This is a genomic window from Oceanobacter antarcticus (assembly GCF_044962685.1).
Lineage (GTDB): Bacteria > Pseudomonadota > Gammaproteobacteria > Pseudomonadales > Oceanobacteraceae > Oceanobacter > Oceanobacter antarcticus.
The window spans coordinates 1-23104 of sequence record NZ_JBBKTX010000012.1 but is presented as its reverse complement, the minus strand read 5'-3'; the positions used below and the strand labels follow the sequence as shown (position 1 = coordinate 23104).

Annotated in this window: 19 protein-coding genes and 1 pseudogene; 7 read left to right on the top strand and 13 right to left on the bottom strand. The window is 54.9% G+C overall.

Features of this window, described 5'->3' with window-relative positions; genetic code table 11:
* Positions 1-271: 271 nt before the first annotated feature.
* From fba to WG929_RS10805, 3 genes are all read right to left on the bottom strand, one after another.
* On the bottom strand, positions 272-1336 hold the full coding sequence (fba, locus tag WG929_RS10815; protein WP_369855561.1) for a class II fructose-bisphosphate aldolase: 1065 nt from the start codon (positions 1334-1336) through the stop codon (positions 272-274).
* Between the two features lie 71 nt (positions 1337-1407).
* A complete protein-coding gene (locus tag WG929_RS10810) occupies positions 1408-2568 on the bottom strand; it encodes a phosphoglycerate kinase (RefSeq protein WP_369855562.1) in 1161 nt (386 codons plus the stop codon).
* 76 nt (positions 2569-2644) lie between these two features.
* Positions 2645-3703, bottom strand: a complete 1059-nt coding sequence (locus WG929_RS10805) for a type I glyceraldehyde-3-phosphate dehydrogenase (RefSeq protein WP_369855563.1) — start codon at positions 3701-3703, stop codon at positions 2645-2647.
* A gap of 471 nt (positions 3704-4174) precedes the next feature.
* On the opposite strand from WG929_RS10805, the gene exaC reads away from it, so the two are divergent.
* The 6 genes from exaC (at position 4175) to WG929_RS10775 (ending at position 13033) form a co-directional block, all read left to right on the top strand.
* Positions 4175-5695: an acetaldehyde dehydrogenase ExaC gene (exaC, locus tag WG929_RS10800; protein ID WP_369855564.1), complete on the top strand. Its 1521-nt coding sequence runs from the start codon at positions 4175-4177 to the stop codon at positions 5693-5695.
* 341 nt (positions 5696-6036) lie between these two features.
* Complete coding sequence (locus WG929_RS10795; protein WP_416206023.1) at positions 6037-7026, top strand: glutathione S-transferase family protein; 990 nt, start codon at positions 6037-6039, stop codon at positions 7024-7026.
* Positions 7027-7240: 214 nt separating this feature from the next.
* Positions 7241-8470, top strand: a complete 1230-nt coding sequence (locus WG929_RS10790; protein WP_416206022.1) for a TolC family protein — start codon at positions 7241-7243, stop codon at positions 8468-8470.
* Entirely contained in the window at positions 8467-9633 is a 1167-nt protein-coding gene (locus WG929_RS10785; protein ID WP_416206021.1) for an efflux RND transporter periplasmic adaptor subunit, read from the top strand. The genes WG929_RS10790 and WG929_RS10785 overlap by 4 nt, the downstream gene beginning before the upstream one ends.
* Positions 9633-12686, top strand: a complete 3054-nt coding sequence (locus tag WG929_RS10780; protein WP_416206020.1) for an efflux RND transporter permease subunit — start codon at positions 9633-9635, stop codon at positions 12684-12686. The genes WG929_RS10785 and WG929_RS10780 overlap by 1 nt, the downstream gene beginning before the upstream one ends.
* Positions 12683-13033, top strand: a complete 351-nt coding sequence (locus WG929_RS10775) for a DUF3240 family protein (RefSeq protein ID WP_416206019.1) — start codon at positions 12683-12685, stop codon at positions 13031-13033. Before WG929_RS10780 ends, WG929_RS10775 begins: the two co-directional genes overlap by 4 nt.
* Here WG929_RS10775 and WG929_RS10770 read toward each other — a convergent pair.
* From WG929_RS10770 to WG929_RS10725, 10 genes are all read right to left on the bottom strand, one after another.
* Positions 13027-14352, bottom strand: a complete 1326-nt coding sequence (locus tag WG929_RS10770; RefSeq protein ID WP_416206018.1) for an ATP-binding protein — start codon at positions 14350-14352, stop codon at positions 13027-13029. The two genes, WG929_RS10775 and WG929_RS10770, sit on opposite strands and share 7 nt — an antisense overlap.
* Positions 14352-15020 (bottom strand): winged helix-turn-helix domain-containing protein, encoded by a 669-nt coding sequence (locus WG929_RS10765; protein WP_416206017.1) that lies wholly within the window; start codon positions 15018-15020, stop codon positions 14352-14354. Before WG929_RS10765 ends, WG929_RS10770 begins: the two co-directional genes overlap by 1 nt.
* A gap of 181 nt (positions 15021-15201) precedes the next feature.
* Complete coding sequence (locus tag WG929_RS10760; protein ID WP_416206016.1) at positions 15202-16224, bottom strand: ComEA family DNA-binding protein; 1023 nt, start codon at positions 16222-16224, stop codon at positions 15202-15204.
* Between the two features lie 288 nt (positions 16225-16512).
* Positions 16513-17466 carry an RluA family pseudouridine synthase gene (locus WG929_RS10755; protein ID WP_416206015.1) on the bottom strand — a complete coding sequence of 318 codons (954 nt, stop codon included), beginning with the start codon at positions 17464-17466 and terminating at the stop codon, positions 16513-16515.
* A gap of 68 nt (positions 17467-17534) precedes the next feature.
* Positions 17535-17999, bottom strand: a complete 465-nt coding sequence (locus tag WG929_RS10750; RefSeq protein ID WP_416206014.1) for an NfeD family protein — start codon at positions 17997-17999, stop codon at positions 17535-17537.
* A gap of 68 nt (positions 18000-18067) precedes the next feature.
* Positions 18068-18625, bottom strand: coding sequence for a nucleoside 2-deoxyribosyltransferase (locus WG929_RS10745; protein WP_369855575.1), 558 nt, complete (start codon positions 18623-18625; stop codon positions 18068-18070).
* 165 nt (positions 18626-18790) lie between these two features.
* Complete coding sequence (locus tag WG929_RS10740) at positions 18791-19726, bottom strand: SPFH domain-containing protein (protein ID WP_416206013.1); 936 nt, start codon at positions 19724-19726, stop codon at positions 18791-18793.
* Positions 19727-20009: 283 nt separating this feature from the next.
* On the bottom strand, positions 20010-21656 hold the full coding sequence (locus tag WG929_RS10735) for an alkaline phosphatase D family protein (protein ID WP_416206012.1): 1647 nt from the start codon (positions 21654-21656) through the stop codon (positions 20010-20012).
* A gap of 141 nt (positions 21657-21797) precedes the next feature.
* Complete coding sequence (locus tag WG929_RS10730) at positions 21798-22247, bottom strand: DUF6691 family protein (protein WP_416206011.1); 450 nt, start codon at positions 22245-22247, stop codon at positions 21798-21800.
* Positions 22248-22264: 17 nt separating this feature from the next.
* Entirely contained in the window at positions 22265-22702 is a 438-nt protein-coding gene (locus WG929_RS10725; RefSeq protein WP_416206010.1) for a YeeE/YedE family protein, read from the bottom strand.
* Between the two features lie 281 nt (positions 22703-22983).
* On the opposite strand from WG929_RS10725, the pseudogene WG929_RS10720 reads away from it, so the two are divergent.
* Positions 22984-23104 (top strand): annotated as a pseudogene (locus tag WG929_RS10720) (IS110 family transposase); the annotation flags it as partial.

The window sequence follows — 23104 nt, the reverse complement described above, 5'->3', positions numbered from 1 at the left end:
TTGCAAGGCATTGATAAATGCTGCAGTGGCTGATAGCGGGTAAACGATCGATGGCAAAACACGATAGAAAGGCGATAGAAAGGAGGGACAAAAATACCAGAACCGAGGTATCACCACGAGAGGCAAGAAACAGCAACAGACAGGAGGCGAAGGAATTCGCCGCCGAGACAAACCGATGGCGGTAACGGTTCCAGAATAAACCTCATTACCGCCAACAGAAGGCCAACAGGTGCGGCCAAACATCAGCTCAAGACTGATTCAGGCAGCCAGATCAGGCAATCTTTGGATCCAGCTCACCGGTCAGGTAACGCTCGTACATCACGTCCAGAGAGTCGACCTTGATCTTGCTGGCATTACCTGCGGTACCGAAGGCTTCGTAACGGGCAATACAGATGTCGGACATTGCCGTCACGGTTTCTTTCAGGTATTTACGCGGGTCAAATTCACCTGGGTTCGCTGCCAGAAAACGACGGATGGCACCGGTAGACGCCAGACGCAAGTCGGTATCGATATTCACCTTGCGGACGCCGTACTTGATGCCTTCAACGATCTGTTCAACCGGCACGCCGTAGGTTTCCGGAATTTCGCCACCAAATTCGTTGATGATCGCCAGCCACTCTTGAGGCACAGACGACGAACCATGCATGACCAGGTGAGTACCTGGAATACGCTGGTGAATAGCCTTGATGCGGTCAATCGCCAGAATGTCATCGGTTGGCGGACGGGTAAACTTGTACGCGCCGTGGGACGTACCACAGGCAATCGCCAGAGCATCGACACCGGTTTGTTTGACGAAATCGGCCGCTTCTTCCGGGTCGGTCAACATCTGGTCGTGGCTCAGAATACCTTCTGCGCCAATACCGTCTTCTTCACCAGCCTGACCGGTTTCCAACGATCCCAGACAACCCAGTTCACCTTCTACTGACACACCACAAGCGTGCGCCATTGCGACGGTACGACGGGTGACCTCGACGTTGTATTCGTAGCTGGTTGGCGTTTTGCCATCGGTTCCCAGTGAACCGTCCATCATCACTGAGCTGAAGCCCAGCTGAATGGAGCGCTGACAAACATCTGGCGAGGTGCCGTGATCCTGGTGCATACACACAGGAATGTGCGGAAATTCTTCTACCGCTGCCAGAATCAGGTGGCGCAGAAAAGGGGCACCGGCGTATTTACGTGCACCGGCAGAGGCCTGCACGATCACAGGAGAGTCGGTTTTGTCGGCGGCCATCATGATGGCGCGCATCTGTTCCAGGTTATTGACGTTGAATGCCGGTACGCCGTAGCCAAATTCGGCGGCGTGATCCAGCATCTGACGCATGCTGATAAGTGCCATAAATTAGTATCCTTCTGACTGATTATTCTGACCGACTCGCAGACCGAGCCAGCCGGTTATAGTTTTGGCGCTTATTTGGCGCGCTCTTCCAGTACGGCGACGGCAGGCAGGACTTTTCCTTCAACAAATTCAAGGAACGCACCACCACCGGTGGAGATATAAGATACCTTATCTGCAATGCCGTATTTATCAACCGCTGCCAGAGTGTCACCGCCACCGGCAATCGAAAAAGCATCCGATGCAGCGATGGCAAGCGCCAGGGTTTTGGTGCCTTCACCGAACTGGTCAAACTCGAATACGCCTACCGGGCCATTCCATATGATAGTGCCGGCCTGTTGCAGTTGTGCCGCAAGAGCTGCCGCAGAATCCGGGCCAATATCGAAGATCATATCGTCTTCGGTCACATCATCTGCCGACTTCAGAGTGGCTTCGGCGGTTTCAGAAAATTCCTTGCCACACACCACATCGGTGGGCACTGGAATTGAGACTTTTTCCATCAGCTTTTTCGCCGCTGGAATCAGATCGTCTTCGCACAAGGATTTCCCCACTGGCTTACCGGCAGCGGCCAGAAAGGTATTGGCGATGCCGCCACCGACAATGATCTGGTCACAAATGTCGGACAGGCTTTCCAGGACTTGCAGCTTGGTCGATACCTTGGAGCCACCCACAATGGCCACCAGCGGACGGGCCGGTGTTGCCAGCGCCTTGCCCAAGGCGTCCAGTTCTGCCGCCAACAGCGGGCCAGCACAGGCAACCGGAGCAAATTTCGCCACCCCGTGCGTCGATGCCTGGGCGCGGTGAGCGGTACCAAAGGCATCCATTACAAAGACATCACACAGCGCCGCGTAGGCTTTGGAGAGCGCTTCTGCGTCTTTCTTTTCGCCGGTGTTAAAACGGACGTTTTCCAGCAATACCAGCTCACCTTCCGCAACGTCGACGCCGTTTTCGAAGTCCTTGACCACCACAACGTCACGACCCAGCAAAGCCGACAGATGAGCTGCCACTGGCTGCAGCGAAAATTCGTCGTCGTATTCACCTTCGGTCGGACGACCGAGATGGGACATCACAATGACACGAGCGCCCGCTTCCAGTGCGTGCTGAATGGTTGGCAGAGCAGCACGGATGCGTGCATCGGACGTCACCTTGCCCGCTTTCACCGGTACATTCAGATCTTCACGAATCAGAACGCGCTTTCCCTTCAAATCCAGATCGGTCATTTTGATCACAGACATTGTGGCTTTCCTCATTTGTGTTGCAGGCGTCGCAAGCGCCCTGACTGTTTTTGTTAGTAACTACAATTAATCATGACTACGAATTATTGCCTGTGGATGATGCCGTCATCGCTGACTCACCCGGCGCTTGTCTCATACACAACGCAGTATCCAGCATCCGGTTGGCAAACCCCCATTCGTTATCAAACCACAGCAACAGTTTCAGCATCGAACCGGCGCTGACCCGTGTCTGGGTCGCATCCACAATGCCGGAACGCGGATCGTGGTTAAAGTCGATGGAGGCGTGAGGCTCGTAACTGATGCCCAACAGGCCACGAAACACGCCATTGGCGGCGGATTGTATCAGTTCGTTAACGGCCTGTGCGCTGGTATCACATTTGAGCTGCAAGCTCACGTCCAGAGCGGACACATTGATGGTCGGAACGCGTAAATGCAGGCTTTCGAGTTTGCCTTCCAGTGTCGGCATCAAGCGGGCAATCCCTTTCGGCAGCCCGGTATCAACCGGAATAATACTTTGTACCGCAGAGCGGGTTCGTCGCAGATCCGATGAATAGGCGTCGATCACCGGTTGATCATTCATGGCTGAGTGGATAGTGGTAGTAACGCCCCGCTCTATACCAAATTCACGTTCCAGTAAGGTCAGTACCGGCACCAGACAATTGGTAGAACAGGAGCTGTTGGAAATAATGCGCTGATGCGGCCGGATGCTCGTGTGATTGATGCCGTAAACAATGGTGTTGTCGACCGCACTGTCAGCAGGGTTGGAAATCAGTACCTTGCCAGCACCGCTGAGTAAATGCGCTTCGGCGTCGGCACGGCTACGAATCTGGCCACTGCACTCCAGCACAATATCGACCTGGCATTCGGACCAGTCCAACTTGTCGGGACTGGGCTGGCGGTATAACCGCACCCGATCTCCGTTGATGCGCAGATAATGGTCACTTTCCACCACCACATCTCCAGGGAAGCGACCATGGGTGCTGTCGTAACGCAACATGTAACTGACGGAATCGATATCGGCCAATTCATTAATCGCCACGATTTGCAGTTGCGGGTAATAACGGTTTTCGTAGAGTGCCCGGAGAACCGAGCGGCCGATGCGGCCGAAACCGTTAATGGCGATGCGGGTAGTCATAAAGTCTGGCAATCCGGCAAGTCATCCAACGTCTGGGGGCGCTATTCTCCGGCAATTGCCATGCAGTAGCAAATAGATCGCATGAGTCCAAAGCGCAGGCCAGATAAATCACTCAGTCAACAGGGTGTGAACCGCGCCATACAGGCCAAACTGTCAGCAAGAGATCGGCGGATACTCTCCCTATTGATCGCCGTCCAGCGGACAAACTCTCTCTTGCCAGCCAGCAAACAACAGTCTCTGTCGCATCACCAGTCGCACCACCATTCACCCCCTCTCGGAAGCCTGCCCTGCCGCGCCACAGTGGCATCCCAAAGAACTAGTACCAAGGTAGTGTCTTTTTAAACACGGATGGCAAATGACCCGATGGCAGAGCATCCAGCACACTGGCAGTGTCCATATTGCTTCAGGGTGTTCTGTCTCTCTGAACAATAAACTCTGTTTGCGATAACAATAAATACCCGGAGAACCAACATGATCTACGCAAATCCCGGCCAACCAGGCTCAGTAGTCACTTTTAAGGAACGTTACGGCAACTTCATTGGCGGCCAGTGGGTCGAGCCAGTTAACGGTCGTTACATGGACAACATCAGCCCGGTTAATGGCCAGGTGTTCTGTCAGGTTCCCCGTTCCGATGAAGCCGATATCAATCTGGCGCTGGATGCCGCTCATGCCGCCCAAACATCTTGGGGCAAGGCGTCTATGACCGAGCGTTCCAATATCCTGCTGAAAATTGCTGATCGTATTGAAGCCAATCTGGAAACTTTGGCAGTTGCTGAAACCTGGGACAACGGTAAAGCCGTTCGTGAAACCCTGGCTGCCGACGTACCACTGGCGGCGGATCATTTCCGTTACTTCGCCGGTTGTGCCCGTGCTCAAGAAGGCACCATTGGTGATATCGACGAAAACACCGTGGCTTACCACTTCCACGAGCCTCTGGGTGTGGTTGGCCAGATCATTCCATGGAACTTCCCTCTGCTGATGGCCGCCTGGAAGATCGCTCCTGCGCTGGTGGCTGGTAACTGTATTGTTATGAAGCCAGCGGAACAGACTCCGGTTTCTATTCTGGTACTGATGGAATGTATTGCCGACCTGCTGCCACCAGGCACACTGAATATCGTTAACGGCGTCGGCGCAGAAGCCGGTCAGGCGCTGGCCACATCTACCCGTATCGCCAAGATCGCTTTCACCGGTTCTACTCCGGTTGGCGCACACATCATGAAGTGTGCCGCTGAAAACATCATTCCTTCTACTGTTGAGCTGGGTGGCAAGTCACCTAACGTTTATTTTGCCGACGTCATGGATCACGAAGACAGCTTCGTCAGCAAGTGTGTGGAAGGTGCAGTACTGGCGTTCTTCAACCAGGGTGAAGTCTGTACTTGCCCTAGCCGTTTGCTGATTCAGGAAAGCATCTACGAGAAGTTTATCGGCAAAGTGATCGAGCGTATTGGCCAGATCAAGCGTGGCAACCCGCTGGATACTGACACCATGGTGGGCGCACAGGCTTCCCAGCAGCAGTACGAAAAGATCCTGGGTTACCTGCAAATCGGTCGTGACGAAGGTGCCGAAGTGCTGGTCGGTGGTTCCGCTGAATCTCTGAACGATGACTTGGGCACTGGTTACTACATTCAGCCGACGCTGATGAAAGGCCACAACAAGATGCGTATCTTCCAGGAAGAAATCTTCGGACCAGTGGTTGCAGTAACCACATTTAAAGATGAAGCCGAAGCACTGGAAATTGCCAACGACACCGAGTTTGGTCTGGGTGCCGGCGTTTGGTCTCGTGACATGAACGTAGCGTACCGCATGGGTCGTGGCATTCAGGCTGGTCGAGTCTGGACCAACTGCTACCACGCTTACCCTGCACACGCAGCCTTCGGTGGTTACAAAAAATCCGGTGTTGGCCGCGAAACCCATAAGATGATGCTGGATCACTATCAGCAGACCAAAAACCTGCTGGTCAGCTACAGCACTGATCCACTGGGTTTCTTCTGAGTCCGGTAAACACCATTGCCAGATAAACACTGGCGGGCTGCCTGACCCGCCGGTGTTGTTTCATACTCAGGGTTATACCGAATTGTTTAGACCTCAACCTCTCCCTCGGAGAGGCCTGTTGGCGTGTTGTACGCCTTTCCGCTGCCCTTGATGGCAGCGGTTTTTTCCTGCTGCTGCCTGCCAGCTCCCCGCTATGACATCGACGACAACGGCAAACGCCGCACCGACAGCCAATACCTTTCGAGCAAACCGAATCTGCCAGCTTAATATTTGCGCTTTTTTCGAATTCTCCCTGCGCTAGACTGACTGCTTACCCAATCAGGACTGAATCGGAGAACAACATGGGTCTACTGATCAACGGCCAGTGGCAAGACCAGTGGTACGACACCGAGAAAACCGGTGGTGCCTTCCAGCGCGAAGACGCCCAGTTACGCAACTGGGTAACCGCTACCGGTGCAGCAGGCCCCAATGGCGTTGGCGGTTTCAAGGCAGAATCCGGCCGCTATCATTTGTACGTTTCGCTGGCCTGCCCCTGGGCTCACCGTACCCTGATCTTCCGTCAACTGAAGCAACTGCAAGCTCATATTGACGTGTCCATCGTGTCACCCGACATGCTGTCTAACGGCTGGGAGTTTGATACCAACCACCCGGACAAGAAATTTCGCAGCAGCGGCGACACCCTGTTTGGCTCAACCTGCATGCACCAGATTTATACCCGCCACAAAGCGAACTACTCCGGTCGGGTAACGGTGCCGGTACTGTGGGACAAGCAACAGAATTGCATCGTCAGTAATGAGTCATCAGAAATTATTCGTATGATGAACTCGGCTTTTAACGACCTGACCGGCAATACCGACGACTATTATCCCGCTGACCTGCGTCGCCAGATCGATGGCATTAATGAGCTGGTTTATCACAAGATCAACAATGGCGTGTACAAATCCGGCTTCGCCACCGCTGCCGACAAGTACGAAGTGGCGGTTAGCGACCTCTTTGATGCCCTCGATAGCGTAGAAGCCATCATTGCCAGACAAGATTTTCTGGTCGCCGATGCCTCTGGACGCGGGGTATTAACCGAAGCCGACTGGCGTCTGTTTACCACGCTGGTGCGTTTTGATGCGGTGTACGTGGGCCACTTCAAATGCAATATCCGCCGTATTGCTGATTACCCGGCACTGTCGGACTATTTGCAGCGGCTGTATCAGCACCCCGGCATTGCCGCGACCGTCAACATCGATCATATCAAGCGCCACTACTACTACAGCCACGACACCATCAATCCAACCCGGATTGTACCGGTCGGCCCGCAACTGGCATTTTTGCAAGACTGACCACACACCGCTCAATACCGCGCAATGACGGCTAATACTTTCCGGGAGGCCGTACCGCCGTACTCGCAACAGTGGTGATCGAGCCCTTCATTATCGACGTGCGGGGCATCGATACCCCGGACGCCGCCATTCGATAACCGCTAACATTCAACACATTCAGTTTCGGTTCAGCCTTTGGTTCTAAGCTCCTGCGATCAATAAAGGAGATAGCGCCATGACCGGGCAAACCCAACCCGTTGCTGTGCCTGTACGTCCAGTCAGATCCTGGGCCAGGCAGCATTATTTATGCCTGCTGATATTCACGGCTGCCAGCCAAACTCAGGCTGGCCCTTCATTTTCCGCCGCTCTGGAAGCCAGTTGGCAATCCACACCGGAGCAGCAGGCACTGGAAACCGCCCAATCCCTGCAGCAACATCGTCGTCCAGACTGGCTAGTGGAAACCCCGGCACTGGCCATCGATTATACCCAGGGCGATCACGCCGCAGCGATCGGCGAAGAATGGCAAGTCAGCCTGAACGCAACGCTGAGCAAACCAGGGCAGTATCAGACCCGCAGCCAACTCAGTCAGACCGCCGCCCAGCTGATCACCAGCGAACGGGATTATCAGCGTTGGCTCTGGTCAGGCCGCTTACAAAGCTGGTGGTGGCAGAGACAACAGCTGTCACTGCAACAGCAGCGTAACCACAATCGTCTGACGGCGATGACCCAACAACTCGACTGGCTGCAATTACTGGTCAGCCAGGGCGAACGCCCGGCCGCAGACCGGCTGCCGCTACAACAAGCCTTGCAACAGCTAAAGGCAAGCCAACTGACGCTGCAAGGCCAGCAACAGGATCTTACCCTGCAATTTCGCCAATGGACGGGACAAGATCAGTTACCCGACGACTGGCACTTTGTTCCCGTAACGGCACAGCCACTGGAACAACACCCCTTGTTACGCTTTCAGGTCGAACAACGTCAGCAAGCCCTGTTGAATCAGACACTTAGCCGTCAGCAAGCGCTGACGCCGACGGTATCCCTGGGTATCAAACACCTGGCGGCCATCAACGATACGCCCGGCAGTGAACTACTGATGCTCGGTATCAGCCTGCCGTTAGGCAATGCTGGTTACCAGAACCAACGCACGCAGTTAAGCACCCTTGTTCAGCAACAACGGGCCGAACGGGATGTGCGCCAACAACTGCAACGCCAGCAACAGGTATTGGCCAGCCAATTGCCACAACTGGCTGTCCGGGTAGAAGAACTGGCACAACTCAGTGACGATGCCAGCCAGCAGTACGACGCCCAATATCAAGCTTGGCGTCAGGGGCAGCTATCGGGACTGGAATGGTTACAGGTGCAAAACAGCATCTGGCAACTGCAGCAACAGGCCGACGATGCCCGTCTTGCCTACCAACAAGCCATCAGCGACTGGAACCAACTTCAGGGTGAGATACCGCAATGACGTTTTTGAATGCCTCAAGCCACACCCCAGTAACCCGTACCTCTGTAACCCGCACCTCTGTAACCCCCACAGTAGCTAAACGCCAGCACCGGCTCGGCATGCTGCCACTGGGCGCCTTGCTGGGGACACTCTTCATCGCCACCAGTCAGGCCGATGTGCTGCCACTGGATCGCTCGGAACAGCAGCGTCTTGGCGTCGAATTCAGCACCCTGACGACTCTTGCCCAGCTGCCACTGGCGGTCTTACCGGGCAGTACTGCCGTCAGTGAACACCAGCGCCAGCAACTGATGATGCCGTTCGAGGCCCGTGTCGAACAGTGGTTACAGGCCCCAGGTCAGCATATCGATGCCGGTCAGCCACTGTTGCAACTGCACAGCCATGAAACACTGGCCTTTCTGCAGAGCCACCAGCGCTTGCTGCAAAATACTCGCCTGTGTCACCAACGACTGACGTACCTGAAAGACCGTCAGAACAGTGGTCTCAGCTCGCGCCTGGATGTCGAAGAAAAATCCCTCGAGTGCCAGCAACTGGACGATAACGTCAGCAGCAACCAGCAGGTACTGGCCCACTTGCCAGCGGACTGGCATAACACCCATGAGGCTGAATTTACCCTCAAGTCCAGCAGCTCCGGCTGGCTGATGACCCTCTATCAACAGCCAGGCCAGATCGCCAACCCGGCCGATGGTCTGGCAGAGTTCTGGCCCGATAGCGCCCTGGCGATTCTGGTTGAAATGCCTGCCCATCTGGCCAGCCAGCTGCAGCCGGGCCAGTCACTGAACGTCCAGGACAGCCATACAACGGTGTCGCAGGCGGCCAGGGTGTTGCGAATCGAACAGCGGATCAGCGTCACCGGCCAGTACCGGGTCTGGTTGCAACTGACCGAGGGCAAGCCGATTCCCGGACAGCGCTGGCAAGTCACCATTCCATCGTCACAGACCGGCTGGACAGTACCCGCCGCCGCCCGCGTACGCGCCAATGGCCAGTCCTGGGTATTTCTAAAACAAGGTGACCAGGTCGAGCCAGTAGCCATCGTGCCGATCGCTGAAGGCGCTGGGCAGTTACTGCTCACCCCGGCCGATTTGCCCGCAGAGCCAACGCTGGCGATCAGAGGCACTGCCGCGTTGATGTCCTATTGGCAAGCCAGCAGCGAGGGAGATGAATAATGCTGTCGCACTGGATTCAAACGGTTCTGGTACAGCGGGTACTGATTCTGGTGATCAGTCTCGGCGTACTGGCGGCGGGCGTGATCAGCTATCAAAACCTGCGGATTGATGCCTTCCCGGAAATATCGCCTACCCAGGTAAAGATCATTATCAAGGCACCCGGTTTGCCACCGGAAGAACTTGAGACACGGGTTACCCGCAAGATCGAAGTGGAGCTGCTCGGTATCCCGAACCAATCGATCCTGCGCTCCGTGGTGAAGTACGGTCTGACCGACATTACCGTCGATTTTGCCGAAGGCACGGATATTTACTGGGCGCGCCAACAGGTATCCGAACGGCTGGCGGCCGTCTGGCCGGAACTGCCTGCTGACATCAGTGGCGGCATCGCCCCCATGAGTACGCCCCTCGGCGAGCTGTATATGTTTACCCTCGACGGGCCACAATCGCTGGCCGAAAAACGCCGTATTCTCGACTGGCAAATCCGGCCGCTGTTACGCACCGTACCCGGTGTGGCAGACATCAACGCCCTCGGTGGCAAGGTAGAAGCCTGGGCGGTTATCCCGGATATGATGGCACTGGCGCGGGCTGGCCTGACCCTGGCCGAGCTGCAGCAATTTCTGCAACAGAACAACCGGAATGATGGTGCCGGACGCCTGGAAGACGGCGAAGAAGCCATCATTGTCAGCAGCACCGGGCGTATTACCACGCTTGAGGATCTGGCCAACCGCGTGGTGGTGTATCGTGATGCCAGCCCGATTCGCCTCAATGACGTAGCCGACGTCCGGCTCGACAGTCTGACCCGCTACGGCGGAGTCACCGACAGCGGCAAGGGAGAAACGGTTGAGGCGCTGGTCGTGGCGTTAAAAAATGCCAATGCCCAGCAAGTCATTAGCGGTGTACGCGAGGCACTCGACAGCCTCAATCTGCCTGCCGGAATGGAGATCCGGGTGTTTTACGACCGCAGCAACCTGATTGAACGCGCCGTTGGTACCGTGACCGAAGCCTTGTGGATTGCGGTGGCGCTGGTGATCCTATTACTCGGACTGTTTATCGGTAATGTACGTACGGCATTGGTGGTCGCCGTCAACTTGCCCATGTCTGCGCTGATGACCTTTATCATCATGGACAAACTCGGTATGAGCGCCAACCTGATGAGTCTTGGCGGGCTGGCGATCGCCATCGGCATGCTGGTCGACGGCTCCGTCGTCGTGGTCGAAAACACCGTCACCCGCTTGCAGGCAAACAATCATGCCTTGCCACGCCTGCATGTAATCTTTCGGGCGATTCACGAAGTGTCTGTCCCCATCGTCTCGGGCACGCTGATTATTCTGCTGGTGTTCTCGCCGCTGGTGACCCTGCAAGGACTGGAAGGCAAATTGTTTGCGCCCGTGGCGCTGACCATTATGTTTGCCCTGGCCAGCAGCCTGGTGGTGTCGATGACCTTGATTCCGGTACTGGCAACCTGGCTGATTCAGGCCGACAAGGTCACCACGCCAAGCTGGGTCAACTGCTTGCAAGCGGCCTACCGTCGTTCGCTCGAACGGACGTTAGCCAAGCCATTACCGATGCTGATCGGCCTGGCGCTGGCGGTGGTCGCCAGCGTGTTGGCCTTTACCCAGACCGGCAAGGCCTTTATGCCGGAAATGGACGAAGGTGACCTGATTGTACAGCTGGAAAAAATCCCCACCATCAATCTGGAAGCATCGTTGGCGATTGATCTGCAGGTGGAAAAAGCCTTGCTGGCAGCGGTGCCGGACATCCAGCGCATTATCGCTCGCGCCGGTTCCGACGACCTGGGTATGGATCCGATGGGTCTCAACGAAACCGATATGTTTTTGCAGCTCAAGCCTGAGGAACAATGGCAGGCAGGCAGCAAAAGTGAGCTGCGGGAGCAGATTCGGGCCATTCTGGAACAGTTCCCCGGTTTAAATTATGGCTTTACCCAGCCGATTGATATGCGGGTATCGGAGATGATTTCCGGCTCGCGGGGCGATCTCGCCATCAAACTGTTTGGTACCGACCTGCAACAGCTGCAATCCGTGTCCGAGCAAATTGCGACGCTGGTGAAAACCCTGCCCGGCACGGCAGAAGTCATGCTTAATCAAGCCGATGGCATGCACTACCTGACCGTTGCTCCAGATGCGACCCGGATCCTGCAGCTGGGACTGACGGTGAGTGCCGTACAAAACGCCTTGCGGGCAGCCCTTGAAGGTATTCGTGCAGGGGACGTGGTGTACCCGGATCGGCAGCTACCGCTGCTGCTCAGACACTCACGCCCGGTACAAATCAGTGCCCTGTTGAACGAACACTGGCTGGTCACCGCCTCCGGTGACACCGTACCGCTGGCGGAACTGGTCAACGCCAGTGAAACGCCAGGGCCAGTACTGGTGAAACGGGAAAACGGCCAGCGCTTTGCCGTCGTCACCGTCAATGTCGAGGGCGTGGCACTGAGCGACTATGTCGCCGCCGCACAACAGGCGGTCAGCCAGAATATCGACCTGCCTGGTGGCTACCATCTGAACTGGGGGGGTGAATTTGAAAACCAGCAACGGGCCAACGCCCGCCTTGCCATTATGGTGCCGGTGGCCATCGCACTGGTGTTGCTGGTGCTGTTTACCACCTTCGGCCGTATCAACGAGGCGCTGCTGATTCTGTGTAATATTCCTTTTGCCCTGATAGGCGGTGTGCTGGCACTCTGGATCAGTGGCGAATATTTGTCGGTGCCCGCTTCAATCGGTTTTATTGCATTATTGGGTGTGGCAGTGATGAACGGCGTAGTATTGGTTGACCAGTTCCGGCATTTGCAGGCACTGGGACAACGGGGTCTGGAGATGATTCTGGCAGGTGCCGCCGGACGACTGCGACCGGTACTGATGACCGCCAGTACCGGTGCGGTTGGTTTGCTGCCGTTACTGTTCGCCACCGGGCCAGGCAGTGAAATCCAGAAGCCACTGGCTATCGTTGTGATCGGCGGGCTGGTGACCTCGACGCTACTGACCTTGTATGTATTACCGCTGCTTTATCGCCGCTTCATTCTGGAGGCAGACAAATGAACACCACCGATACCGGTACTTCTCCGGTCACTCTCAATAATTCGTCACTGACCCTGCTCACCCTGTCACTGCCACCCAGGCAAGCCGATGCCATTACCGACTGGCTGCTGGAGCAGGGCCTGCCCGGATTCAGCTCCTGGATCGGCTGGGGCCATAGCAATCGCATCGGTCATCTGTCGATCAGTGAGCAGATTCAGGGTAAACAGAACCGTACCTTTGTCAGCCTGCACCTGAGCGATAGCCAGTGTCGTGAAGTGATTGAAAACCTGCATCTGGCTTTTAGCGGTTTTGATATTCACTACTGGGTGGAAGCGCTGCTTGCCAGTGGCAGCCTGAACAGTCAGTAGTCCGGATTTAATGGCAACGACAGACACACCCGCAAACCGGCGTCAGGGCCGTTTTCAAACAGGATACGGCCCTGATACTGTTCGACAATATCTGCCACAATCGCCAGCCCCAGTCCGTAACCGGCACCACTTTCATCACCCCGAACACCTGGCTGGTGCAAGCCCGCCAGTTTCTCCGGATCCACACCAGGGCCATCGTCGGCCACCAGCAGATGAATCTGTCCATCCTGTTGCTGTGTGGCTTCGATAACGACGCTAGCAACCGCCCACTTACAGGCGTTGTCGACCAGATTCCCCATCAGCTCAAACATATCTTCCCGATCACCAGGAAATGGCAGCGTCGCAGGTAACTGCTGGCGGATGACCACCCCAGGATACAGTTTGGCCATACTCAGACAGAGTTGCCGTATCAGTTCAGCCAGATCGATCTGTGGTGCCCGGCTCATCAAGCCCGCGATTCTGGCCCGCTTCATTTCGTTATCGATCATCTGGTTCATGCGTTCAATCTGCTGCAGCGAGGTTTGCCAGTCGCCCTCTGGCTGCGACAACGCAACATCATGCAAACGATTGTTCAACACCGCTAGCGGCGTCTTCAGCGAGTGTGACAGATTGCCACTGGCCATACGGGCACGCAGCAAACGCTCACGGGTACGTTCCCCAAGCCGGTTGATTTCATCCACCAGTGGCTCCAGCTCCTGCATATCCGGGGCATCCAGATGGTCACGCTCCTGCCGCGCCAGCTGACGCAGTTGCTGCTGCACCTGATTGAAAGGCAACAAGGCATTGTTGAGCATGCGCCGTTGCCAGATAAAAATAGCCGTCATCACCAGACCCAGCAACACCATCAAGGTTAAAAAAGCTCGGGTAAACACCGCCAGAATAGGACGAAAATCCTCGGCAACCTGAATCACCACCTGGTGATTGTGCACCATCAGCGTCTGCGTCATCACGTACAGACTTTGCTCTGGCACAGTTTGCTGCCAGCCCCATGACAGACTGCCTTCCCGGCCTTCCAGCCGCAGCGCCAGAGTTCCCAGTGATGGCGACTTCAGTTGCTGGCCATTCCACATCACCTGGTAATAATGGCCGGATTGTGGCATTACAAAAATAGGCGGCAGTATGTGTTCATCAATATCCATGGTGTCGCGGTGCCAATGGATTTCCTGCAACAGCAAATCGCTGTCGTGTTCCAGCCGGGTTTTGAAATAGTCGGTCGCCGATACCAGCAGGGCAATCGCCGCAGCCGTGGTAACCAGCACCATCAGTACCAGCTGACCGCCCAACAGGGAACGAAACAGACGGGCCGCTAAGGACCACATCAGCGTTCTCCCATCAGGTAGCCCTGGCCACGAAAGGTACGGATACGTTCCTGCCCAATTTTTTTGCGCAATCGGCGGATATAGACTTCCACCAGATTTTCATTTTTTTCTTCCTGCCAGTCGTAGGTGGCATCCAGCAATTGCTGCTTGGAGACAATTTGTCCGGCTTTTTGCATCAGCAATCGCAGCATGGCGAATTCGGTTGCAGTCAGGCTTTCACACCCACCCACCCCGTTCGAGACCTGTTGTTTGGTTTCATCCAGTGTCAGGCCATCCACGACCAGACGGGGTTGTCCCCGCTGCTCCACCCGGCGGCGTAACGCTTCCAGCCGCGCCAACAGCTCTTCACTCTGGAACGGTTTACCCAGGTAATCGTCGGCTCCGGCATTCAGCCCATCCACCCGTTCCTGCCAACTGTTACGAGCGGTCAGAATCAGTACCGGGGTGGTGATGCCCTGACTGCGCCAACAGGTCAGTACTTCCAGACCCGACAGGTACGGCAACCCCAAATCGAGCACCACACAACCGATCACATCAAGATGATCTGGCAAATAGCGGGCGGCCCAGTCACCACGATCCAGTTGTTCGACACCATAACCGGCTCCGGTGAGGTAACGACCAATATCCCGGCTCAGCTGGGGATCATCTTCAACCAATAGAATATTCAACAGTGACCTCTGTCCGACAGTTGTTACCAGCCCTGTCACGCAGTGATTCAGGCGGGGGAAACAGCAATAGCGGCTATCATACAGCAGGGTGTTATGGCGGCCAGCCAGATAGCAAAACGCCTGCAGCAAGCAGGCGTTGAGGTGAGCCACTCACAAGGCATCTGCCTTGCCGATACAGCACTCACAGAGAGACCAACAGCTCAATTTTCTTGAGTGTCCGAACTCCCATGCCTTTAACCGTGACCAGTTCATCCATCGTTTTGAATGGGCGCTCTGCCACCAGGCTTTGGGCCAGCTTTTTGGAAATACCGCCGACAGCAGCCAGTTCGGCTTCGGTAGCGGTATTAATATTTACGCGGACTAATTTTTTTTTTAGGGCTGCAACCTTATCGGCAGCGGCTTTTTCAGCAGCGGCTTTTTCAGCAGCGGCTTTTTCGGCAGCGGCTTTTTCGGCAGCGGCTTTTTCGGCAGCGGCTTTTTCAGCAGCAGCTTTTTCAGTAGCGGCTTTTTCAGCAGCGGCTTTCTCAGCAGTGGCTTTCTCAGCAGTGGCTTTCTCAGCAGCGGCTTTTTCAGTTGCGGCTTTTTCAGTTGCGGCTTTTTCAGTTGCGGTTTTATCAGCAGCGGTTTTCTCAGCCAAAGCGGCCTCTTTCTCTTCCACCACGTTTGCAACAACCGCTTCTTTAACGACGTCTGCTTCTTTTTCAACGTCTGCATCTTCAGCAACCGCTGCTTCACGTGGTTCGCCAAATGCTACTTCTATTACTTGGCCAACCGCTGCCGCGCTATCATCGGCAACGATACTTTCACCGGCAACGACGTAGGGCAAATCAAACTGAACCACATCACGCGTGACAAAATCATCCAGATCCCATTCGCGCACTAGCAGTACCAGATTCCACTCACCCATAGACGGTTCGACAAAAATCAGGTCATATTGACAGTTTTCCAGATAACACTGACCAAACAGTTCACCAATACTGGTGGCGGCCAATTGTTCACCCTGATCAAGAGAGCCGTTATATCGCTGTGGCAAAGCCCACAGTTCAAGATTCAAGGTACCGCTGATGTTATCCGCAAAACGGTCGCTGGCAATACCATCGATATTCAGATAAATACGGCCTTGATCAATATTGAAGGCGGTATTACCAATGAAGTAGATGGGCTGTTCAGCCTGTGTGACTGCGTTGATTTCTGGCACAATCATAGTCCTTCCTGATAATTAACGTTATTTTTCAAGCTGTACGCCTGGTAAGGGGGCTCCCTTGCAGAGGAACTATACGTCCACTTTGTCAGCTTTTAAAATTAAATTTGGGTGACTATAGGTCGCACCAGAAAAGCGCAAAAACTCGCCTCGAAAAAGGGATTTGTGCTATATAAATAATGGCCACTCCTCCTGCCAGGAAATATATATTCATAAAAAATATAAAAAAATACGCCAATATAATGATCTATTTATTTGGAAATTATTTATTCAATAATCATCAAATATTCATCAATTTCTGGCAGCCAGCCAATCCCGCACCCAGGTGGGCCACTCATTGGATAACTGGTCATCTTGCACGTGAAACTGCTGACCATAGGCGCTTAATTCAACCTGCCAGGCGTGCAGCAGATGATGGGAAGCACCCAATTCAGCGATTTCCTCCGAGGTTAACGCCTGTTGCAGGCGCTGAAGATAAAAACGACCGCCGTGGGCGTAAATCTTGTCTGCCACAATAGGGTGCCCCAACGCGGCCAGTTGTGCCCGCAGCTGATGTTTGCGACCCGTTTTCAATTCGCATTGAACCAGTGCCAGCCCATCCTTTGCTGCCAGACACTGAAACAGCGTGCGACTGAGTTTGGCCGAACCGGACAGCAACGGCTGATGCTGTTCGGGGTCAACCACGTACATCTGACAACGAATGGCGCTGTCTTGCCGCTCTGCCAGATGACATTCAAAATCGAGCTGCTGCCAATCCGGCTTGCCATACACCAGCGCCAGATAAGATTTACGCTGCAGCAGGGTGTTAAACCGTTTTTTCCAGCGTTTGTCGGCGGCAGAATGTTTCGCCAACAGAAGGATGCCTGATGTCTCCGCATCCAGCCGGTGTAACAGGTGGGCATTGGTCGCCGGACTTTGGCGGCGTACCAGATTGATCAGGGTGTTGTAGAGATTGCGGGTGGTACGTGACACCGGTAAACCGGGCGGTTTGTGCACCGCCATCAATTCGTTACTTTGCCACAAGATTTGCCATTGGGTGTCGGCTTTCCCCTCCCGGTGCTGTGGCAACCAGAAGGCAAATTTCTGCCCCGCTAGCAACGGCATAGAGGCGTCCTGACAGCAGTGCTCATCAATGTGTATCCAGCCATTGTTGAGGGATGCCTCAAACGACAGCCCGTCTCGTCGCTCGCACCAGTATTGCCAGAGGGCGGTCAGAGGCTGATCCTCGAACAGCTGTCCAGTCAACCAGAACCCGTCCCTTTCAACCGATGCTCCGTCAACCGTCCCGCCAAGCAATCGCATGTCGGGCAATATCAAGAATCCTGCTCCAGTGCCTCAACCCATAACACCCCTACATCCGCCCGCAACACCTTGACGGTGGTTCCGGCAGTGAGCGGTTGCTGGCTTTTGAGTTTCCACTCGACACCGGAATAACGATGAGTGGCCTTACCGCTGATATCGACGTCCTGCTCCAGTACAAAAGCATCGCGGGCAAAGTCGCTATTGATCGGTGTTGGTTGTCGCTCGTCCTGCAGCCGTTTTAATGGCTTCCACAGCGCCAGTGCCAGGCCACAAGTAATCAATGCGTTACTCCATAATGCTGCGGTCAGGGTTTCCGGCAAGATACCAACCAGCATCAGCAAACCAGATAGCACCAACGACAGCCCGAGGAAAAACAACACGATGGAAGCAAACCCCAGAATCGCAACTTCAATAATCAGTGCCAGAATACCGACCACCAGCAATGACTGGGGCAGGTGTGACAACAGGTAGCTCATAACGAGTTTCCTTACATTAGGTGATGGTGCAGAAAGAAGCATACACCGGTGCCCCGACAACGGCCCTGTCAGACCAGTGTCTGGAGCAAGCGTTCAAACGCCGTCAGATCCGTATAGCGGTCGTTAACCGAGGCATTGTGGCTGATAAATAGGCCACCGGCCTGACGGATGCCGCCTTCGATCATCAGGTTATCGTGCAACCCGAATTCTTCAATTTTCAAACCATCCCGATCACGGATATCTCCCACTGGGCCAGGCTCACCCGTTATCCCAAATTGGGCCCAGGTACGGTTTGCAAACGGAGTCGGATCGTTACTGTAGCCCATCAGCTGTTTGCCCAACCCTCGGGCAAAACCCAGTTCGTAAACGGTACCCACATCTGCGCTGGGGCCACGGAATGGCGTCAGGTTGGCGATGACCCTATCGGCTTGGCGGATCAGCGCTTCATTGCCACGACTGATGGCCCACGCCAGTTCCGTGGTATCACCCGCCTCCAGTTCCGCATCAAGTGGAAATAACCCGGTAAACCCGTAGCGTTGGCAAAGGGCTTTTTTGGCGGCTCCCAGTGCAACGGCATTGGGCAGAAAGACTTCTGGCCCGGCAAGATAAATTACCGCAGTCGTCATAACGAGTCCGAGTGGCGATGGTGTCGGCAAAGAGCGTTCAGGGCAAGAGTCATGGGCGGATTTTCAACGATGATAATGGAACGAACATGGGGGTAAGAACGGTAAGAACGGCGCTATCCCGTATTGAGGGATAACGCCGACTTTCCTGTCGCAGCCAGATGTTATCTAACCCTTGTTTAGCGTGCCGATAATCGAGGTCGCCATGGCCACCATGCTGCTGGCATCGGTGCCGCTGTCTGGCAGCAAGACGACGGAGGATTCCTTGGCGATCGCATGCTTGGCTTCAATCGCCTTGGAGGCCAGCTCCAGTTGAATGGCTTTCTGGCCATCGTCGGTATTGGCAATGTCACCAACCATTTTTAATGCCAGTGCTTTCGCTTTGGCGACAGCAACAATGGCCTGTGCTTCACCCTCAGCCTGCAAAACTTGTTCTGCCTTGTCGGCTTCTGCTGCCAGTACCCGCGCCTGTTTCTGACCTTCTGCGACGTTAATGGCAGACTGGCGATCACCTTCCGATTCCAGAATCTGGGCGCGTTTGACCCGCTCGGCTTTCATCTGGGCTTCCATCGATTGCATCACCGATTGCGGCGGCACGATGTCTTTGATTTCGTAGCGCAGCACCTGGATGCCCCAAGGTTCGGCGGCTTCGTTAATCGAGGTGACAATATTGATGTTCAGCAGACTACGTTCTTCAAAGGTGCGGTCGAGTTCCATCTTGCCCAGTTCGGAACGCATGGTGGTTTGTGCCAGCTGAGTCACGGCGAACACGTAGTTATCAACACCGTAGGTCGCCTTGTAAGGATCCAGTACCCGGAAATACAACACGCCATCAACACTCAGGGTAATATTGTCACGGGTAATGGCCGACTGGCTGGGTACATCCTGGGCCTGTTCCTTGAGGCTGCGATCCGCCGCAATCCGGTCGATAAAGGGCACAATAAAGTTGAGACCAGCTTCTTTGGTGGAGTGGTATTTGCCAAATCGTTCAATCAGCCAGGCACGGTTTTGCGGTACAAATTTAATGCTGCTACGCACCAGTACCAGCACAAACACCAGCGCAACGGCTTCGACCGAAAACAGCAGAGAGATAATTGAATCCATGATAGGTCATCCTGTATGGGAAGTAGGATCATTCTGAAGCTGCAATGTGTCTGATTCGCTACTTTGGTGCAAGCGAAGCGGTTGCCGTCAGAGCAGGATGTCACTAAAGAACCGCTTGCAGAACCCTGGTGCCTGTCGTGCGCTGGGCTGTTCTACTGCGGAAAAGCTGGATTTGGCTCTTTTCTGAGCGAATGGTTGTTACGTTAAATAAGAGTGGTAAATGGGCATTTTGAGTCGATGTTTAACACCCGAATGTCGAGCGCTGTAATTGATAGACGTGCTATTAAAGCGATGGACGTTCGGTATGAGCTGCCAGTACGCCTTCCAGCCGACCGCTGTATTGCTGTTTCCAGTCGCGCAGAAAGGCCAGATCGTCGGCGAATGCCGGTGCCAGTGGTGGTGCCGCCTTGGCCTGGCTCAAACCGGCAGCGGGCCGCAGCTGGCTGCTGCCTGACTGCACCTGCAAGGCGCGCAAGCACTCGGTGCTGTAGCGATGGGTATCGATGTTATCGACCACCCACCACTCGGCTTGCAGGCGCTCGTGGGTGATATCCAGCACCACGTAGCCACGAAAGTAGAAATCAACAAAATTCAGGTGTGGTAACAGGGCTTCCAGGGAGGCTCCGGCCAGCTGCGCCTGGGGGTAACTTTCAATGCCCGGCGAGGTGACTGCCGGTGTCACAAACTCGACCCCGAGCGGCTTGCCTGGATCATCAGCGAACGGATCCTGATACAGCTCAAGTGCCCAGGATGAGTGAATATCGCCGGTGAGGACAACCCAGTTATCGACATTCGCCCGACTGACGGCATCAAACAGTCGTTGACGCGCCGCCGGGTAGCCATCCCACTGGTCGTAATTGAAGGGCATATCATTGGTGCCTAATTGGGCAACCATGACCTGCTGGCCACTCAGTTTCCAGGTGACGCCCTGCTGCTGGGCATTGGCGAGGTTGCTGTATAACCATTCTTCCTGCTGATAGCCCAACAGTGTGCGTCCGCTCAGGTTACGCTCTTCCATCGTTGCCGCCTGGGCATCGCGCCCGGCCAGACGGGTATCCAGCATGGTCAGATCGACCAGATCACCAAAGCGGAAGCTGCGATAAATACCCACATCCGGCCGGGACGGCTCACGAATCGGCATCCACTCCAAATAGGCCTGCACCGCACCACTCAGGCGTAAGCGCCAGTCACCTTCACTGGCGGTATCGTGATTGTCTGCGCCGCCCACCCAAGCGTTGTTGGCCACTTCATGATCATCCCAGATCACCAGAAATGGATGCTGACGGTGAACTTCCTGCAAGTCCTTGTCCTGCTTGTAACAGGCATGGCGCTGACGATAGTCCTTCAGCGATTGGGTCTCATGCAGCGGCGTATTAATGCGCCCGGTGCGCGCGCAGTCTTCCAGATCGGCGTATTCGTAGATGTAGTCGCCCAGGTGCAGAATCGCATCCAGATCTGCACGTTTGGCCAGCTCCCGGTAGACGTTAAAGTAGCCTTTGGCAAAGTTGGAGCAGGAGGTATACGCAATCCGCAAATGCGTTACCGAGCCTTCTGGCAATGTCCGGGTTCGACCTACATCGGAGTAATGGCCATCGGCTTCAAAGGCATAGTAGTAGGTGGTGGCCGGGAGCAGGCCGTCGGCATCCACCTTGACAGTGAAATCACGGCTGGCATCGGTGAAGCCGATTCCCTGGTTCACCACCTGTTGTAACTGTGGGTCGGTGGTGATCAGCCAGCGATAGGAGATACCGAAGGTACTGTCGAGCGGAGTAATCCGAGTCCACAGCAACACCCGGTCGGTGAGCGGATCGCCACTGGCGATACCATGCTGGAACGGATAGCGCATACGGTCGCTACCCGGCTTGATTGCTGGTGCAAACAGGCTGGTACCGGCACTGTCCAACAGGAATTCCCGGCGAGTCAGAGGCATGCTGTATCCGCAACTAATAACATAAGCCGGGATTAAGCCGTTAGCCCATGACAGTCCGGTTGCCGGGGGTTGAAGTTAGTATTGCAGTTTAGCGTCAGTTAGATGACAGCGGCAGCACCACGATTAGCGCCGCTTTAAACGTTACGGCTTTGCAGCTGGCGTCGCAGCAGGGCCAAAAAAATAATGGGCGATGCGATTGCCCAGCAGCAGCGCAACCAGAAATATCCAGACATCGCCATTCAGGCTGAACATGTCTACCAGCGCCGGGCCAGGGCACAAACCAACCAGACCCCAGCCGACACCAAACAGGGTCGCCCCGGTTACTAACCGCCCGCTAACGCCAGCCAGTGTCGGGTAATGAAAACGCTCGGCAAACCAAGGCCGACGGCAACGCTTGCTGCTGAAGTAAAGCAGGGCAAACACCGGAATGGCGCTGCCCATCACTGCAATCAAGGCCGGCTGCCAATGGCCAAAAAGATCCAGGAAACCGCGTACTTTTTCCGGGTTGTGCATGCCAGCGACAATCAAACCAATACCGAATACCAGCCCACACACCAATGCTAATACTGCAGCAGCGAAAACGGTCGGCACGCTATTACGTCCTGAAATCATAACGCATCGCTTTCCATAAACAGGTTCAAGGCCGACATCAGCGCCACCGTGAGAATACCTGCCGTCATAAATATCAGCGTCGCCACCATCGACCGTACCGATAGCCGCCCGATGCCACAAACGCCATGGCCACTGGTACAGCCATTGCCAATATAAGTGCCTATCCCCACCAGCAACCCCGCCGCTATCAGTAACAACGGACTGTCGGTAATCACAATGGCATCTGCCTCAAAGCCAATGATCACCAACACCGGCCAGGCCAGAATCAGGCCAAGGAAAAACCACAACGACCAATAACGTCGCTCTTGTCCCAGTCGAGCCAGTAAAAACAGGCTCGATATCACCCCCGTCATACCGCTGATACGGCCATGGCCAAGCCACAATAAACCGGCCGCCAGACCAATCAATGTTCCACCCGTCAATTCTGCTACCACTGCCTACGCCTTTTGATTTTGGCGGCATATTACCCCAGCCTGGCACGGCGATACAGACACACATCCGAGCCGTTATACAACCCCGTTTTATTTCAAACAGGCAAGTATTGACCGCAGCTTGCCACTGGAATATCGGGTATATGCTCCGACCCTGCCGGTATTGTTCAACATAGTTGTCGATAAACCATGAAAAGTCAGTTCATTTCCCTGAGAGCAAAGACACGCTTGCTTCACAGGATCGTAGTCAAATCCACTGGCTCAGGCTTAGGTTGACATACAGGGCATCCATGAGACCCAATATCCGGTTTGTACCGATCAAGTCATTGGGTCAACAGGATGTTCAGAGCCTGCATCGAATGCGAGAACGGCTGGTCAAGGATCGCACTGCGCTTTGCAATCAGA

Bases quoted from the DNA above. Each gene is read 5' to 3' on its own strand.
- WG929_RS10745 (WP_369855575.1), bottom strand. From the start codon at position 18,625: ATGACGACTGCGGTAATTTATCTTGCCGGGCCAGAAGTCTTTCTGCCC.
- WG929_RS10780 (WP_416206020.1), top strand. From the start codon at position 9,633: ATGCTGTCGCACTGGATTCAAACGGTTCTGGTACAGCGGGTACTGATT.
- WG929_RS10760 (WP_416206016.1), bottom strand. From the start codon at position 16,224: ATGATTGTGCCAGAAATCAACGCAGTCACACAGGCTGAACAGCCCATC.
- WG929_RS10785 (WP_416206021.1), top strand. From the start codon at position 8,467: ATGACGTTTTTGAATGCCTCAAGCCACACCCCAGTAACCCGTACCTCT.
- WG929_RS10770 (WP_416206018.1), bottom strand. From the start codon at position 14,352: ATGTGGTCCTTAGCGGCCCGTCTGTTTCGTTCCCTGTTGGGCGGTCAG.
- WG929_RS10810 (WP_369855562.1), bottom strand. From the start codon at position 2,568: ATGTCTGTGATCAAAATGACCGATCTGGATTTGAAGGGAAAGCGCGTT.
- WG929_RS10735 (WP_416206012.1), bottom strand. From the start codon at position 21,656: ATGCCTCTGACTCGCCGGGAATTCCTGTTGGACAGTGCCGGTACCAGC.
- WG929_RS10795 (WP_416206023.1), top strand. From the start codon at position 6,037: ATGGGTCTACTGATCAACGGCCAGTGGCAAGACCAGTGGTACGACACC.
- WG929_RS10740 (WP_416206013.1), bottom strand. From the start codon at position 19,726: ATGGATTCAATTATCTCTCTGCTGTTTTCGGTCGAAGCCGTTGCGCTG.
- fba (WP_369855561.1), bottom strand. From the start codon at position 1,336: ATGGCACTTATCAGCATGCGTCAGATGCTGGATCACGCCGCCGAATTT.
- WG929_RS10805 (WP_369855563.1), bottom strand. From the start codon at position 3,703: ATGACTACCCGCATCGCCATTAACGGTTTCGGCCGCATCGGCCGCTCG.
- WG929_RS10775 (WP_416206019.1), top strand. From the start codon at position 12,683: ATGAACACCACCGATACCGGTACTTCTCCGGTCACTCTCAATAATTCG.
- WG929_RS10750 (WP_416206014.1), bottom strand. From the start codon at position 17,999: ATGAGCTACCTGTTGTCACACCTGCCCCAGTCATTGCTGGTGGTCGGT.
- WG929_RS10790 (WP_416206022.1), top strand. From the start codon at position 7,241: ATGACCGGGCAAACCCAACCCGTTGCTGTGCCTGTACGTCCAGTCAGA.
- exaC (WP_369855564.1), top strand. From the start codon at position 4,175: ATGATCTACGCAAATCCCGGCCAACCAGGCTCAGTAGTCACTTTTAAG.